13 protein-coding genes are annotated in these 15,606 nt (G+C 69.2%); 8 read left to right on the forward strand and 5 right to left on the reverse strand.

Annotation, left to right across the window (positions count from 1 at the left end; translation table 11 throughout):
- Positions 1–8 precede the first annotated feature (8 nt).
- Complete coding sequence (locus tag C1I92_RS16925) at positions 9–1,544, forward strand: amidase family protein (RefSeq protein WP_146605173.1); 1,536 nt, start codon at positions 9–11, stop codon at positions 1,542–1,544.
- Between the two features lie 38 nt (positions 1,545–1,582).
- Here the strand turns inward: C1I92_RS16925 and C1I92_RS16930 are convergent, their stop codons facing one another.
- Together C1I92_RS16930 and C1I92_RS16935 are read right to left on the reverse strand one after the other, a co-directional pair.
- Positions 1,583–2,857, reverse strand: a complete 1,275-nt coding sequence (locus tag C1I92_RS16930; protein ID WP_111255829.1) for a glycosyltransferase — start codon at positions 2,855–2,857, stop codon at positions 1,583–1,585.
- A gap of 7 nt (positions 2,858–2,864) precedes the next feature.
- Positions 2,865–3,824, reverse strand: coding sequence for an LLM class F420-dependent oxidoreductase (locus C1I92_RS16935; protein WP_111255830.1), 960 nt, complete (start codon positions 3,822–3,824; stop codon positions 2,865–2,867).
- Between the two features lie 278 nt (positions 3,825–4,102).
- Between C1I92_RS16935 and C1I92_RS16940 the strand changes: the two genes are divergently transcribed.
- Genes C1I92_RS16940 through C1I92_RS16950 form a run of 3 tightly spaced genes read left to right on the forward strand, consistent with a single transcriptional unit; the run spans position 4,103 to position 7,795 of the window.
- The gene (locus tag C1I92_RS16940; protein ID WP_111255831.1) at positions 4,103–5,413 is read left to right on the forward strand and encodes a glycosyltransferase; all 1,311 of its coding nucleotides are present in this window, start codon (positions 4,103–4,105) and stop codon (positions 5,411–5,413) included.
- Between the two features lie 13 nt (positions 5,414–5,426).
- Complete coding sequence (gene rfbA / locus C1I92_RS16945) at positions 5,427–6,338, forward strand: glucose-1-phosphate thymidylyltransferase RfbA (protein ID WP_111255832.1); 912 nt, start codon at positions 5,427–5,429, stop codon at positions 6,336–6,338.
- Positions 6,335–7,795 (forward strand): MFS transporter, encoded by a 1,461-nt coding sequence (locus C1I92_RS16950; RefSeq protein ID WP_111255833.1) that lies wholly within the window; start codon positions 6,335–6,337, stop codon positions 7,793–7,795. The genes rfbA and C1I92_RS16950 overlap by 4 nt, the downstream gene beginning before the upstream one ends.
- Here the strand turns inward: C1I92_RS16950 and tsrT are convergent.
- Complete coding sequence (tsrT, locus tag C1I92_RS16955) at positions 7,770–9,428, reverse strand: tryptophan 2-C-methyltransferase (protein WP_111255839.1); 1,659 nt, start codon at positions 9,426–9,428, stop codon at positions 7,770–7,772. The two genes, C1I92_RS16950 and tsrT, sit on opposite strands and share 26 nt — an antisense overlap.
- Positions 9,429–9,603: 175 nt before the next feature.
- Here tsrT and C1I92_RS16960 point away from each other — a divergent pair, with 175 nt between their 5' ends.
- The gene (locus tag C1I92_RS16960; RefSeq protein WP_111255841.1) at positions 9,604–9,906 is read left to right on the forward strand and encodes a helix-turn-helix domain-containing protein; all 303 of its coding nucleotides are present in this window, start codon (positions 9,604–9,606) and stop codon (positions 9,904–9,906) included.
- Here the strand turns inward: C1I92_RS16960 and C1I92_RS16965 are convergent.
- A complete protein-coding gene (locus tag C1I92_RS16965) occupies positions 9,809–11,242 on the reverse strand; it encodes a tryptophanase (RefSeq protein ID WP_199521303.1) in 1,434 nt (477 codons plus the stop codon). The genes C1I92_RS16960 and C1I92_RS16965 overlap by 98 nt on opposite strands.
- A 233-nt stretch (positions 11,243–11,475) precedes the next feature.
- On the opposite strand from C1I92_RS16965, the gene C1I92_RS16970 reads away from it, so the two are divergent.
- Complete coding sequence (locus C1I92_RS16970) at positions 11,476–12,456, forward strand: AraC family transcriptional regulator (RefSeq protein WP_111255834.1); 981 nt, start codon at positions 11,476–11,478, stop codon at positions 12,454–12,456.
- A complete protein-coding gene (locus C1I92_RS16975) occupies positions 12,453–13,121 on the forward strand; it encodes a cupin domain-containing protein (protein WP_146605174.1) in 669 nt (222 codons plus the stop codon). Before C1I92_RS16970 ends, C1I92_RS16975 begins: the two co-directional genes overlap by 4 nt.
- A gap of 3 nt (positions 13,122–13,124) precedes the next feature.
- Here C1I92_RS16975 and C1I92_RS16980 read toward each other — a convergent pair whose 3' ends face one another.
- Positions 13,125–14,585: a helix-turn-helix domain-containing protein gene (locus C1I92_RS16980; protein ID WP_111255836.1), complete on the reverse strand. Its 1,461-nt coding sequence runs from the start codon at positions 14,583–14,585 to the stop codon at positions 13,125–13,127.
- 431 nt (positions 14,586–15,016) lie between these two features.
- Here C1I92_RS16980 and C1I92_RS16985 point away from each other — a divergent pair, with 431 nt between their 5' ends.
- Positions 15,017–15,394 (forward strand): VOC family protein, encoded by a 378-nt coding sequence (locus C1I92_RS16985; protein WP_111255837.1) that lies wholly within the window; start codon positions 15,017–15,019, stop codon positions 15,392–15,394.
- The last annotated feature ends 212 nt before the right edge of the window (positions 15,395–15,606 follow it).

Genomic DNA, 15,606 nt, shown 5'->3' on the forward strand with positions numbered 1-15,606 from the left:
GAGCCCTGGTGCCTGAGGCGCCCGAGGCGGCGAGTTCCAGGCCGCTGGAGCCGCCGAGCACCGATCAACTGGCCGCCTACGCTGTGCGCCAGGGATCCCACGTCCGGCCGGACGATCTGGAGCGGGCGCGTTCACAAGTCGCCGACTACCTTCGCGTGTTCGAACGCCTAGAACGGCTGGCAGATCCTCACGTCCCAGTTCGCCACCACCATCGTGATCCGGGACGCCCACCCCTGCCGGCCGAAGACCCGTATCACGCCGTCGTTCGGTTCTGTGAGGTCCGGGGATCCGCGTCGGGACCCCTCGCCGGGATGCGCGTCGGTGTCAAGGACAACGTCGCGGTCGCGGGTGTGCCCATGACGGGAGGGCGTCCGCATGCACGCGCGGTGGTGCCGACCGAGGACGCGGTCGCCGTCGAACGCCTCCTCGACGCCGGCGCAGTGATCGTGGCGAAGACGAACATGAGCGGATCGGTTTTCGAGGAGACACGGAATCCACTGGACCGCCGCTACTCTGCCGGCGTCTCGTCCTCGGGCTCGGCTGCCGCCGTCGCCAGTGGGTTCGCCGATGCGGCGCTGGGAGTCGACCAAGCGGGTAGCGTGCGGTGGCCGGCGGCCTGGTGTGGCCTCGTCGGCATGAAGGCGACGCACGGCCTCGTGCCCTCGTACGGCCTGCTGAGCCAGGACCACACCATCGACCACATCGGGCCGATCACGAGATCCGTCGCCGAGAACGCGGCGCTGCTCGAGACACTCGCCGGGCAAGACTGGAGAGACCCCTATCCGATGGCCGCACCTCCCGTGGAGGCGGATTACACGAGCGCGCTCGACGGGCCGATCAAGGGACTTCGAATCGCGGTGATCGGGGAGTCCCTTGAACCGTCGGGATGCACTGAGGACACGCTGCGAGAGTTCGGGAACGCTCAGAAGGTGCTGATCGGACTCGGCGCGGACGTGGTGCGGGTATCGGTGCCGCTGTGGACGGACAGCTTCGCCATCTGGTTAGCCGGGGCGATCCTCGCACAGACCGCGATGATCGACTCCCTCGGCCAGGGATATGGACACTTCGGCAGGGTGGATGTCTCTCGCGTCGCCACAATGGCTGGCGAGCAGCTCATCGGCGACCACGGGGCGACGACGATGTTCCTGACGCGCGAGCATGTGCGCAGCAGGTACCTCGGTGTGCCCTTCGGCCGGGCCCAGAACTTGCGACTTGAGTTGCGCCGCCAGGTCGAGGCCGCCCTCGGCGATGCCGATCTGCTGATCACGCCCACCTCGCCCACCGGGCCTGCGGAGGTTCCGTCGTCATCGTTCGATCTGGTGGATCTTGCCACGAAGCCTCCAGAGGAGCGCAGCGAGGCGTTCATACGCGCGGCGCCGATCCTGACCTGCTGCCCGTTCAACCTGACGGGTCACCCCGCGTTGACGGTGCCGTCGGGCGTGGGCGACGACGGCATGCCGAGAGGTCTCCAGATCATCGGTCCGCAGTTCGGCGAGCACCTCATCTACCGAGCCGGGCATGCGCTGGAGTCCGCGACAGCGTAGCCAGAGGATGTTCTGCGTGAGGGTCGCCGCTGGTCGCGTCACCGCACGGCCGATTCGATGGTCCTCACCGCGGCGCTCAACCCGTCTTCGTCGCGTACGCGGTGACCTACCTCTGCAGCGCGCCGGGTCATGCCGTGGTCGGTGAGTGCGAGCTGAATCGCCTCGGCCAGACCGTCGGCGGTTAGGCTGCGTTCCGGCTGGGGTGGAGGAGCCACTCCTATGTCGTGCATGCAACGTGCGTTGAACGGCTGGTCGAACATGAAGGGGCAGAGCACCTGCGGACGTCCCGCCGCCAGCGCAGCGCCGATCGTGCCGCCACCGTGGTGCACGACGGCGGACACGCGCGGAAACAACCAGTCGAACGGCACCTGCTCGAGACAGAAGACGTCGTCGCCGAATCCATCCGGATCCAGCCCGCCCCAGGCCGTGGCGACGACCGCGCGGGACTTCGCGACGCGCAGGGCATCGGCTACGACCCGCGTCGTGCGACGAGGATCGGCGCCCACCATGCTCCCGAAGCCGACGAATATCGGCGGCTCTCCGTCGTCGACGAACTCAGCCAGACCGGCCGGGGGGCGCCAGTCCGGCGGCGCCGGCAGATACCAGAAGCCGGTCGTCTCGACCCAGTCCGGGTAGCTCACCGGGGCCGGGAGCATGTGGCGGCTGAATGCCTGGAGGAACGTGACCCGATCGCCGTCGGGTCGGCGGAAGAGATCGTGCTGACCGTGCCGCGCTGGCAGTCGTAGGGTGTCGCGCCGCCAGCGACTCAGATGCTTCTTCGAGTAGAGCCGGAGCAGGAGGTTCGTGGGTAGCACCTTGTTGAGGCCGTATGAGGCGCGATTGAGGGATGGCGGTAGCGCGAAGGGCAGGGTGGGATCCGGGAACGAGCTGGTCGGCACCCAGTACGGAAACGGGCATACGGGAACCGCCGGTACGCCCAGCCATTCCGCCAGATGGTGACCGGGCACGTTGGTGTGGTGGACAAGCACGTCTGCTCCCTGCGCCGACGCGTCGGCGAGCTCCCGCAACTTGCTGCCGGGCTCCATCCGATTCGCCCGGATGATCCGCAGCGCGAGATGCATGCGCATCAGCCCGTTGCGGCCGACCGTATTGGGCGCACGTCGCTCGACGATCTCCGTCCGCGCGCTGTCGGTCAGCGGGACGAAGGGAACGTCGTGTGCTGTCGCAAGAGTCATCGAGGTCTCGGGCGCGACGAGTGTCACGCGGTGGCCGGCGGAGCGCAATGCGCGAGCCAGTGCAATGAACGGTTGAACGTCGCCGCGGGTGCCGTCGGTCAGAACCAACGTGTCCATTCGGTGACTAATCCCCTTCCAGCTGTGGCTTGACGTCCGAGGCGATCAGCTCGATCTGGTCAAGATCCCAGACGTCGGGAAAATCGAGATAGAGGCGGGAGATGCCGGTGGCCTCGCGGTATCGCCCGATCTGGTCGACCACGTGGTTCGGCGAGCCCGCGACGATCCGGCCGAAGTCCTCGGCCTCAGATCGCAGCCACGGGAGGCACTTGTGAATCACGCCCAGGCGACGCATCGAGTCGCCGCTGGTCCTGCCAACGGCGGTCGCGACCGCGGCGGATCTGACGATCCCGCCTGGGTCCCGCCCGATTGCTCGAGCGGCGGCCGCCACCCGATCGAACTGCGCAGCCGCGGCCGATGCGCCCGCGAAGATCACGTTGAACTCGTTGGCGAATCGGGCGGCGAGGTGCGGAGTCCGCTTCTTGCCGGCGCCACCGATGATGATCGGCGGCGTGGGCGACTGGACCGGCGTACGCAATGCTGGTGCGTCTGTCAGCGTGTAGTGCTTTCCGCTGAAGTTGAAGTGTGCGCCGGCAGGTGTCGTCCACAAGCCGGTGATGATCTCGAGCTGTTCGGTATAGACGTCAAAGCGCTCATTGATATCAGGGATGGGAACTCCGTAGCGACGATGCTCTTCTACGTCATGTCCGCTGCCGAGTCCGAAATCGAGTCGGCCATGCGACATCCGGTCGACCTGGGCGGCCGAAATGGCTAGCACAGAGGGATGCCGGAGTGTCGCAGCGGTGACGAGGGTACCAATGCGAATGGTGGCTGTCTCGCGCGCCAGACCAGCCAATGTCGTCCACGCGTCGGTTGGTCCTGGCAATGCCGACGGATTTGCTCGATCGAGGTAGTGGTCCGACCTGAAGAATCCGTCGAATCCCGAGGATTCGGCAGCGCGGGCGGCAGCCAACAGGTCCTCGTAGGTTCCTCCGAACTGGGGCTCAGCCACGATCCTCAGGTCCATGCGGGGATCGTAGGACTGTCCTCCGAAGCGCCGGAACGGGGCCGTTTCCACCGACGTCGATGCAGTGGCTCTCGCAGTCGATATCCGGGCACGCAGCTGGGCGGGCACGAAATTCGCCCCCTTTGAGCGTGCGCCCAGCGGCGGGAGGCTCGTGGCGCCGGATCTCTGTAAAGGCCCGAGACGAGGATGGTGTCTGAAATGTACCGAGGTCGTTGGCCGACGCACGCACATCGGCGGAAGCACGAACTCTACGCACCCGTACGACAGGATTGCGCCGGATGAGGGCCCTGCTCATCACCCACGGCAGCCGCGGAGACGTGCAGCCATTCGCTGCGCTGGCGAGTGCGCTCGCGCGCGCTGGCCACACTTCGGTCCTCGCGGCACCGGCGGCATCCGCAGGTCTGGGTGAGCCGTTCAGTGAGCGCGTGGTCAGGCTTCACGACGGGCCGAACGAGCTGGCCGGCGACATGGAGGTCGTCAAAGGCCTTGAAGCGGGCTTCCGCGGCCTTCATGGGCGACGACGCCTCCTGACGACTGTGCCGAAGACACGAAGACTGGTCAGAGCGGTGCTCGACGATCTCTCGTCGATGGCCCGCGACATCGTGGAGGCCCGTCGGGAGGCCTTCGACGTCGTCGTCCACCATGTCAGCGGTGGTGGGCACGATGTTGCAGAGTTCCTGGGCGTGCCGTCGGTGCTCATGTGCCCGCAGCCGTACTGGGTGCCGACCGAGGCGTTTCCCGACCCGTCGTTCCGATGGCGCCCGCCCAGGCAGTTCAACCGAGCGACCTACGTCTCCAGCCGAGCGATCTGGTGGCTGTTCAGCGGGAGCAGCACCCAGTGGCGTCGAGAACGGCTCGGTCTGCGTAGTCGTCCTGGCGGGAGGTTCCGACAGGTCGACGGGTCGCCGACCACGGTGCTGCATCCATTCAGCAGTCGGCTCTTGCCGCCGACGACAAGCTACCCGCCGTGGGTACACACGACCGGCTTCTGGTCGCAGCCGGCCGCCGGGACCTGGGTGCCGCCAGCCTCGCTGGCAGCGTTTCTGGCCACCGGACCTCCACCGGTCTACGTGGGATTCGCCAGTACCGTGACCTCGGACCCGCACCGGTTGGCGCGCCTCGTCCGTGAGGCAGTGCGGCTGGCCAGGGTGCGGGCCGTCGTCGTCGGCGGGTGGAGCGGCATGGCTGCGGCGGACCTCGGCGACGACATCGCTTTCGTTGACACCGTGCCCTTCGGCTGGCTGTTTCCGCAGATGGCCGCGATCGTCCACCATGGCGGCCTTGGCACCACCGGTGAGGCGATGATGGCCGCGCGGCCGCAGGTCGTCTGCCCGTCATTGCCGGATCAGCGTTTCAATGCGCAGCGCCTCTGCGAGCTGGGCGTTGCCGCTCCCACGTCACGCCTGCGCGAGGTCACCGCGGAGCAACTCGCCTTGGCTATCCGGCGAGCGGCCCACGACGGGCGCTTGGCCGCTCGGGCGGAACAACTCGGACGCGAGATCAGTGGAGAGGACGGCGCTGTCGAAGCTGTCCGCATAGTCGAGGCGATCGTCACGGGAGATCGTGCGCGGTTGGTCCGCCAAAGCTAGATTGCGAGGCACGGTGAAAGGAATCATCCTGGCCGGCGGACATGGCAGCAGGCTGCATCCGGTCACGTTGGGTGTGTCGAAGCAACTCGTCCCGGTCTACAACAAACCCATGATCTACTACCCACTGTCCGTCCTGATGCTTGCCGGCATCACCGATATTCTCATCATCACAACTCCGCAAGACAGGCCGCAGTTCGAGCAGCTTCTTTCCAACGGATCGCAGTGGGGGATACGACTCGATTATGCGGTACAAGAGCAGCCGAGAGGCCTGGCAGATGCCTTCATCGTGGGCGCGGATCATGTCGACGGCGATTCGGTGGCGCTGATCCTGGGCGACAACATCTTCCACGGGCCTGGACTCTCGACTCTGCTGTCGAACGTCGTCAGCGACATGAAGGGATGTGTCCTCTTCGGGTACCCCGTCGTGGATCCTGAGCGGTACGGCGTTGGTTACACCGACGACAGCGGCAATTTGATCGCGCTCGAGGAGAAGCCGCGCTATCCCAGTTCGAACCGGGCCATCACCGGGCTGTACTTCTATGACAGCGACGTTGTGGAGATCGCGAGTGGCCTCGAGCCGTCCGCGCGCGGAGAACTCGAGATCACGGATTTGAATCGCGTTTACCTGGACCGTGGGCTGGCCCGCCTGGTCGAGTTGGGTCGCGGGTTCGCCTGGCTGGACACGGGGACACACGACTCACTGCTCGAGGCCAGTGAGTACGTGCGCACCGTGGAGCACCGGCAAGGGCTGCGCATCGCATGTCTCGAGGAGGTGGCGTTGCGGATGGGCTACATCGACGCGGAGCAATGCCTGCGTCTCGGCCGGCAGCTCACCTCGTCTGGGTATGGCCGGTACGTGATCGATGCGGCGCGCGCAGCCGGTGCTCGTGAGGAGTCGGGGGTTGGACCCGGCCGGGGAACTTGACGGCTCCGAACCCTCGGCGGGCGACGGCGACGGACGGACATGTCGTTCGCGCGATCTCGGGCCTGCTGCTCGCCGTATTCGTCGTCTCGCTGTCCGGCACGGTCGTCGCCACGGCGCTGCCACGCATCATCGCCGAGCTTGGCGGCAGTCAGCGGCAGTACACCTGGGTGATTACGGCGACACTACTCACGATCACCGCCTCCGGACCCATTTGGGGCAAGCTCGCCGACCGTACGAGCAGGAGAACGCTGGTCCAGCTGGCGTTCTCGATCTTCGCTCTCGGATCGGTCCTTGCCGGCTTCTCGCCGAACACCGAGATCCTCATCCTGTTCCGGGCGATCGAGGGCGTGGGAATGGGTGGATTGGGATCTCTGATCCCGACCGTCATCGCATCGTTGGTAGGTCCGCGTGAACGAGGCCGCTACGTGGGCTATTTCGTCGCCGTCGGAGCCGTTGCGACGGTTGGCGGGCCGTTGGTCGGCGGCCTCATCGTCGACGTGCCACTCCTGGGGTGGCGGTGGTGCTTCTGGATCGTCGCACCGATCGCCGTGGCGGCGCTCGTGCTGCTTCGGCGAACGCCGGAGCTCGCGGTGGTGCACCCAGGCTCTCGCCTCGACTGGCTGGGCGTGTTTCTCGTGCCTAGCGCGATCTGCATCCTGATGATCTGGGTCACGTCGGCCGGTGCCGACTTCGGCTGGAAGTCGCGGATCAGCTTCGGCCTGGTTGCGGTCAGCGCGACGCTGATCGTCTGTGGTGTGCTGGTCGAGCGCCGGGCGGCTGATCCGCTCCTCCCGCTACGGCTGTTGCGCAATCGAACGATGCTGATCGCGCTCTTCGCCATCAGCGTCGCCGGCGCCTCCCTGGTGGTCTCGTCGGTGTTCCTCGCCCAGTACTTTCAGATCGCTCGTCGGTACTCGCCGACCGAGTCAGGACTGTTGCTGCTCCCCTTGCTCGCCGCAGTCGTCGGCGCGACGCTGGTGTGCGGCCGGCTCACGAGCCGCACCGGCCGTGTCAAGCCGCCTCTGGTGATCGGCGGAGCGCTGAGCGTGGTGGGCTTCGCACTTCTGGGCCGAGTCGACGACTCGACGTCGCTGGAGTCGTTGTGTCTGAGCATGACGATCCTCGGGCTCGGGATCGGGTCTTGCGTGCCAAACCTGGTCGTGGTGGCGCAGAATCTCCTCGACTACCCAGATCTCGGCGCCGGCACGTCCCTGCTCACGTTCTTTCAGTCGTTTGGGGGAGCAGCCGGCATCTCGGTTCTGGGCGCGGTCTTCGCGTCGCAGGTAGCGGGTTGGAAATCCGACCATGCCGGGATCGAACACGCCTACGGTGCTGCATCCGGCCGTGTCTTCCTCATCTGCGCCGCCCTCGCCGGTGCCGCGTTCGTCGCCGTCCTCTTCGTGCGGGAGTCGCCCGTCACCGCCGAAACCGTCAGGCCGGGACGGTGTCGCCCATGATCTCGGTGCGTAGCGGCCAGTGCGACCAGAATGCGCCCTTGTAGCCGAGTTCGGTGAGCCGCAGCAGGAACGGGTTGTCGGCGTAGTTGTTGTCCTCCGGCGACAGGCCGGGGGCGGTCGGCAGCATCACCCGCGGCCGGTCCTGCGGCGGCACCCACTCCCACAGCAGCTCCAGGCTGGTCAGCCAGCGGTCGCCCGGATGAGTGTTCCGGGCGCCCTCCGGCAGCGCGGGGGAGAAGTAGTACACCGGCCGGAACCCGCCCATCGGGTCGAACATGAACTGCCGCTCGTACTCCACCCGGCTGTGGCACTGGTCCAGGGTCGAGAGCAGGATCGGCGCGGTCGCCGTGTTGGACTGGACGCCGGCGACGGCGCGGGTGCCGCCGCTGCGGGCGGCGAGGTCGCGGCCCAGCGGTGAGTACGGGAACGCGCGGATGCCCAGCGTGAACCCGACCACGGTCGCGTCCAGCGCGAGCAGCCCGTCGACGCAGTCCTTCATGGTCTCGGCGGTCTCGCCGGGCATGCCCAGCAGCGCCTCGACCATCGTCAGCATGCCGTACTGCTTGGCCAGCTCGCACAGCCGCCGCACGTCGGGATAGCCGTAGAAGCGGGTGCCGCGGCCGGTCACCTTCCACCCGTCGAGCACGTCGTCGCGGACGTGGTCGGGCGCGACGTTGATGCCCGCGCAGCCGGCCTCGGCCAGCAGCTCGGCATACTCCTCGTCGAACGGGGCCGGCTGCACGTAGATCCACAGCCGCAGGTCGTGCAGCGGCGAGTGCGGGTCGGCGCGTTTGCGCCGGACGATCTCGCGCAGCACCGCCTTCGAGTGCGCGATGTTGAGGTTGAACTCGCTGTCGGTCGTGTGCAGGTCGCGCACGCCCTGTGCGGTGAGCAGCTCCATCTCGTCGACGACGGCGGCCTCGGCCCGGCGGGCGAACCGGTTGCCCTTGGCGTCGGGCTCGACGCAGTGCGCGCAGGCGAACGTGCAGCCGTTCTTCGTCAGGATGTTGCCCAGCCCGCCACGACGGTAGTAGGCGAGGTTGTCGACCTTGTTCCGCACGCCGGAGCGCCGCGTGTACGGCGTCGACCGGTTCACCAGCTCCACGCGGCCGTCGGCCAGCAGCTGGCTGCGGTGCGGGATCTGCCGGACGTCGCCGCGGCCGAGGTTGATGATCAGCCCGCCGACCTTGGCCGGCGAGTCGTTCTCGGCCAGCCTGCGCGCGAGCTCGACCATCGTCGTCTCGCCCGGGCCCTTGACGCCGTAGTCGATGCCGAACCAGTCCACCAGCGCGAACGGCATCGACGAGAAGCCGACGCCGCCGCCGACGATCGGCGCCGTCGTCCACCGCTGGATCTCGCGCACGATCTCACGGTGCGAGTCGAGGAAGACGCGCTGCTCCTGCGGGTAGATCGTGTCGGTGTTGCGGAACGTGACGCCCACCAGCAGCGGGCGGTGCTCGCCGAAGTAGGCCGCGACGGCGTGCCGCCAGCGGTCCCGGATCAGCGTCAGGTCCAGGACGTCCACCTCGAAGCCGGCCGCCTCCAGCGACGTCGTGAGGATGTCGAGCGCATATGGAGTGATGGGCGGGTGAACCAGGTTCGGGTTCACCAGTGTCACGAGCGGGCGATTCACCACGCCTCCCCGGGGATGGAGTCGATCATCCAGCGTTACAGGCGTGCTGGGAGCTGGGGAGGGGGCCGCTTTTGCGCCGGAGTGCTGACCTGGTCGTTTTCGCAAAGTGGACAGGATCGTTCGCATTCTGTCCTGGTATGTCGATCGAGCGGTCAGCACGCTCGGAAGCGTGAAGATGATCGTCCGCACCGCAGGCGTGACATCGGCAGACCAGACCGTCGGCTCGGTGATCCGGCAGGCCCGCAGCCGACTCGGCTACAGCCAATACGACATCGCCGACGAGCTGGCCCGGATCTCCGGCAACGGCTCGCTCACCCGCGACGAGGTCGCCCGCTGGGAACGCGGCAAGCGCATCCCCGGCCCGTATTGGCGGCAGTGGATCAGTGAGGTGCTCGGGGTGGGCTCGTCGGATCTGGAGCGGGCCGCCCGGGTAGCGCGGCGGGCCCGCCGGGCTCGCCGGGTGCCAGCACAGCGGTGAAGTGCCGCAGCGGACCCGTCTGTTCGACGACGCGGTAGCCGGGAATCTCCGTCGCCTTCGCGACGACCTCCGCCGCGGTCTCGACGACGTACTCCAGGTGGCTCTTCGTGTAGACGCGGCGCGGCAGCGCGAACCGGACCAGCTCACGCGGCGCCGGCAGGTCGTCGCCGCCGTCCGGGTCGGGCCTGCCGAACACCAGCGTGCCCAGCTCGGACACCCGCACCGCGCCGGCCAGGTACAGCTCGTTGGCCAGCGCGGTCGCCGGCAGCCGGTGCGGTGGGACGTGCGGCAGCAGCGCCGCGGCGTCGACGTACACGGCGTGGCAGCCGGTCGGCTGCAGCACCGGCAGCCCGGCGTCGGCCAGCCGGTCGCCGAACCACCGCGTGGTCTGCGCGCGGTAGCGCAGGTAGTCCGGGTCGGTGACCTCCAGCAGGCCCTGCGCCAGCGCCTCCAGGTCGCGCCCGGCCAGCCCGCCGTACGTCGGGAACCCCTCGACGGCGATCAGCTGGTCGCGGCAGCGGCGGGCCAGGTCGGCGTCGCGCAGCGCGATCAGCCCGCCGATGTTGGCGATGCCGTCCTTCTTCAGGCTCGCCCAGCAGCCGTCGGCCAGCGCGAACACCTCGCGGGCGACGTCGCGGGGCGGCCGGCCGGCCTGCGCGGGGTCGCGTTCGGTGATGAGGTAGGCGTTCTCGGCGAAGCGGGACGCGTCCAGCAGCAGCGTCACGCCGTGCCGGTCGCACAGCTCGCGGACGGCGACGACGTTGCCCAGCGACACCGGCTGCCCGCCGCCGGCGTTGTTCGTCACCGTCACCACGACACACCGCACGCTGCCGCCGTCCGGGCCCGTGAGCAGGTCCCGCAGCGCCGGGACCGACAGGTCGCCGCCGAACGCCACCGGCCCGACGGCCTCGGCCGGCAGGTCGACGGCGCGCGCGCCGGCCGCCTCGACGCTGGCGCGCGTCGTGTCGAAGTGCGTGTTCGAGACGGAGAGGTCGCCCGGGCGGAGCAGCCGGCCGAGCAGGATCCGCTCCGCGGCCCGGCCCTGGTGCACCGGGATCACCTCGGCGTACCCGGTCAGCTCGCGCACCACCTGCTCGAACCGCTGGTAGGAACGGGCGCCGGCGTAGGACTCGTCGCCCACCATCAGGGCCGCCCATTGCGCAGCCGACATCGCGCTGGTGCCGGAGTCGGTGAGCAGGTCGATGGTGATCGCCGCGGCCGGCACCCGGAACAGGTTGAACCCGGCGTCTTGCAGCGCGCGCCGGCGCTGCGCCCGGCTGGGGAACGGTATCGGCTCGACGGCCTTGATGCGGAACGGCTCCATGAACGCGGGCACCGGCGCACTCCCTCCGTCGGACTCGTCACGTCCGAGTCTGTGCGTCCGCCGCCGCGCCCGGCAGGGGCCAGTTCCCCTTCCGGCCGAGACTGTGACATCGAGGTCCGGATTGTGACACTCCATCGGGTGACGTGCCCGTGGGCGAGGACTAGCCTTCGAATTGATCTTGCCGGATCGCGTAGTAGTACGGTGTGGTGTGCCGCGGCGGGAGCGCGCCCGCAGGGAGAACCACCATGACGACTGTTCCGCTCGACAGGTATCCGTTGTTCGAGTCACACGAGCTCGATCACGCACGTGACGTGGTCGGGCGAGTCTTCACGCCGCACCGTCTGGACCTGCTCGGCCGGTCCACCGAGATCAACGCGCGCATGAACACCCGCCGCATCGACCGCATCGCGGCGAACTACATCACCTACGGCGGCGACGTGCTCATCGAGCCGGGTGAGCTGGAGTCGTTCTTCGTCGTGCAGGTGCCGCTGTCCGGGCGCGGCCTCGTCCTCTACGGCGGCGAGGAGCTGCTGTCCACGGCCGACATGGCGTCGGTGATCTCGCCGACGGTCGCGCTGACGCAGCGCTGGTCGGCCGACTGCGCACAGCTGATCCTGCGCGTCGAGCGACCGGCGCTGGAGGCGCACCTGCGCCGGCTGATCGAGGCGCCGCTGGCCCAGCCGATCCGCTTCGACCTCGGCATGGACGTCACCACCGGCGCCGGCCGCAGCTGGCTCTCGGTGTTCCGGATGCTGGTCGAGGAGCTGGACCGCGTGGACCACAGCATGATCAACAAGCACGCGGTCGCGGTCGAGTACGAGGACTGGCTGATGACCGGCCTGCTGCTGGCCCAGCCGAACAACTACTCCACGATGCTCGACAGGACCAGCCGCTCGCCGGTCCCGCACCGCGCCGTCACGATCGCGCGCGAGCTGATCGAGAGCCATCCGGAGTGGCGGCACACCGTGACCAGCCTGGCCAAGGAGGCGCAGGTCGGCGTCCGGGCGTTGCAGATGGCGTTCCGTCACCACCTGGGCACGACACCGCGGGCGTACCTCACCGACGTGCGCATGCGCCGCGCTCACGATGAGCTGCTCGCGTCGCAACGCGACATGACCACGGTGAACAAGGTCGTCGCCAAGTGGGGTCTCGGCCATCCCGGCCGGTTCGCCCAGGCCTACTACGCGCGCTTCGGCGAACTGCCGTCGCAGACCCTGGCGCGGTGAGCGGGCCGCGCCATGACGCCGGCGCGGGTATGAACGCGCCACCGATCGACCGGTTCCCGGTCCTCCGCTCCACCGACGTCGAGCACACCCGCGAGGTCGTCTTCCGGTTCGTGGCCCGGCATCCGGTCGAGCTGGTGCACCCCGAGGCCGGCGTCGACGCCTACATCAACGGCCGGCGGCTGGACCGCGTCGGAGCCGCCTACCTCGCGTTCGGCGCCGAGGCCCGCACCCACCCCGGCCAGCTGGACTTCTACGTGCTCCAGGTGGTGCTCGCCGGGACGTACGCGGTGTGGCTGGACGGCCACGAGGTGCGGGCCCAGCCGGGCGCGGCGATCGTGCTGTCGCCCGGCCCCGACGTGCGCACCTGGTGGTCCGCCGACTGCGCGATGCTGTGCTTCCGGGTGAGCGCGGCGGACTACCGCGACCATCTGGCCGGCCTGCTCCGCCGTCCGCTCGACGAGGAACTGCGGTTCGAGCCGGCGATGGACCTGCTCACCGGGCCCGGCCGCGACCTCAACCTGGGCATCGTCCGGCCGCTCACCCAACGGCTCAACCAGGTGTTCGGGCTCGTCGGCAACTCCGTCATGATCCGCCAGCTGGAGGACACCCTGCTGACGGGGTTGCTGCGGGCCCAGCCCAACACCTACTCCGCGCAGCTGCGCTGAGGGTCAGCCGAAGAGGTCGAGTTGCGGGGCGAGCGTGCGCGCCTCCTGGATCAGGGACCGGACGGCGGGCAGCGCGGCCTCGACGTCGGCGACGTTGACGCGATTGTCGCGGCCGACCGGGCGGCTCAGGCTGAGCTGGCGCTGACGCAGCAGCTCCAGGTGGCCGAACCGGTCGCCGAACTGGGCGATCACGCACCGCCCGACGATCTCGGCATCCGCGCCCGGCGCCGGGCGCAGCCCCTGCGCCGCGAGCAGGCCGCAGCCGATCAGCTGCGCCGCCTGGCAGACCAGCACGAACGCCGAGCCCGCCGATGCCGCCATGACGTCCTCCGCTGCCGTCAGGTGGTGTGCGGCGAGGTCGAGGTAGGGACGAGCGTCGGCGGCCGGGCCGCTGAACAGCTCCAGCCGATTGCCGGCCAGCAGTTCGGCGACCACGGCCGCGCCCTCGGGCCAGCCGCCGGTCCCGCTGGGCGCGCTGTCGGCGGCGGCCGGCGGCGCGACGTGGACGACCGGCAGGCTGCCGCGCTGCCGCGGGATCCGGACCCGCTCCAGTTGCCGCAGCCGCGGCGTCGTCCGGTTGACGGCGAGCGGGCCGTGCCCGTTGGGCGGCCGGCGGGCGCCGTTCTCCGGCCGTCCGATCAGCGCGAACGCCACCCGGCGGTGCAGCCGTCGCTCCGCCCGGCGGGCCGCGGCGACCAGCTCCGGCCGGGCCGGCGTGTGGTGCTCGTCCGGTGTGAGCCGCACCTGGATGACGTCCGGCTCCGGCCCGACGACGCCGGTGAACCGCTCCGCCCAGGTGCCGGTGAGCGCGATCCGCGCGACGCCGGAGACGCGGCCGAACTCTTCGCCGACGATCTGTGGCACGCCGTACGTGCCGCGGATCAGCTCGGTGAGCGGGCCGATGGTGGCGCGGTCGGTGGCCGCCCGCATCAGCCGGATGGCGCCGTCGTTGCGCCTGATCAGGATGCCCGCGTCCTCCAGCAGCTTGGCCTCCTTGGAGACCGACGCGAGCGAGCCGCCCGCGTGCTCGGCCAGCTCGGTCAGGCTGAACGCGCGGTCCGGGTTCAGCAGGGTGGCCGCGAGGATGCCGGCCTGGACGCGGGACCGGAACACCGGCAGCAGCGCCGGCGTCCCCTGCGGACGGCGCGCCGTCCCGGTCTCCGGCGGCGGGGTGAGCGCGGCCGCGTGGCCCAGCCGGCTCTGCCGCCGGGCCGCGACCGCACCCGCGTCGAGCCGGTCGGCGGGGACCTCCAGGACCACCGCCAGCCACTGCCGCCACTCGCGTCGCGGCACCTGCCGGCCGCGCTCCCACCGGGCCACCCGGTCGCGGCCCATCGTGGGCTTGCCGGAGACGGCGGCCAGCCGGTCCGCGAGTGTGTACTGGCTCATGCGCATCCGTATCCGGGCCGAGCGGATCATCTGGCCGATGGAGATATCGGGGTCGACGTGAGAATCCGGGCTCATCTCTGCACACCTCTTCCGAGAAAGCCCGGCTTCCGGGGTTTTGTGCCGGGACTTCTGCTCGGAGATTACGGCGATTCGGCCCGGCGTGACGGTGCACTTCGCGACGTCGCCTGTCCACTTCGCGAAATACCAGGGTTCACCCGATGATGTTGACGTTTCACCTGGTCAGAGGGCATGCGGAGGTCGGAAAGTCGTCCCCTGCCCGATTGGTCGCGGCGCCGCCACGCTGACCTCAGCAATGCGACTGGGAGTGTTCGCCGGGAACGCGACTCGACGATCGGCTCGTCGGCTGTCGTGTCGATTTCGCGAAGGCCTGGCGATCATCGACGTGCACGAGGCGGGGACTGTTTTCGTCGCGGCGGCTTGCCGCGGACCAGGTGGTGCGTGCGGGCGACCCCACCGCGCTTTCGTGATCTCGGTACGGTGGGCCGATGGCCTGCCGGATCAGTGAGCTCATCCTCCAGTGCCGCGACCCCGAGCGGCTGGCGCGGTTCTGGTGCGAGGTGCTGGACTTCGTCGAGCTCGACCGCGAGGGCGACGACATCGAGATCGGGCCGCGCGACGGGTTCGGCGGCCCGCAGCCGACGATCATCCTCAGCCGCACCGACGAGCCGACACCCGGGCAGCTGCGGCTGCACTTCGACGTCAACGCCACCGACCGCGACCAGGACGCCGAGCTGGAGCGCCTCTTCGCCGCCGGCGCCGTCGTCGCCGACGTCGGCCAGACCGGCGAGGAGTCGTGGCACGTCCTCGCCGATCCCGAGGGCAACGAGTTCTGCCTGCTGCGGTCCCGGCTCGACCCGCTCTAGGTGTACCCGGCCAGGACGTTGGTAGCGGCGAGCCTGGTTGAACGAACGAGAACCTCCGAATGGGATGTGGCTTGTCGAAGGCCCACTCCACCCGGAGGTTCTCGTGTCCCACGGTAGTGCCCGGCTGACCGTGCATGGTCGCCGCCTGATCGTTCAACGCCACCGGGCCGGCTGGCCCCAGGCCCACATCGCCGCTGCGATGGGAGTCTCCC

This window comes from Jiangella anatolica (assembly GCF_003236295.1).
Lineage (GTDB): Bacteria > Actinomycetota > Actinomycetes > Jiangellales > Jiangellaceae > Jiangella > Jiangella anatolica.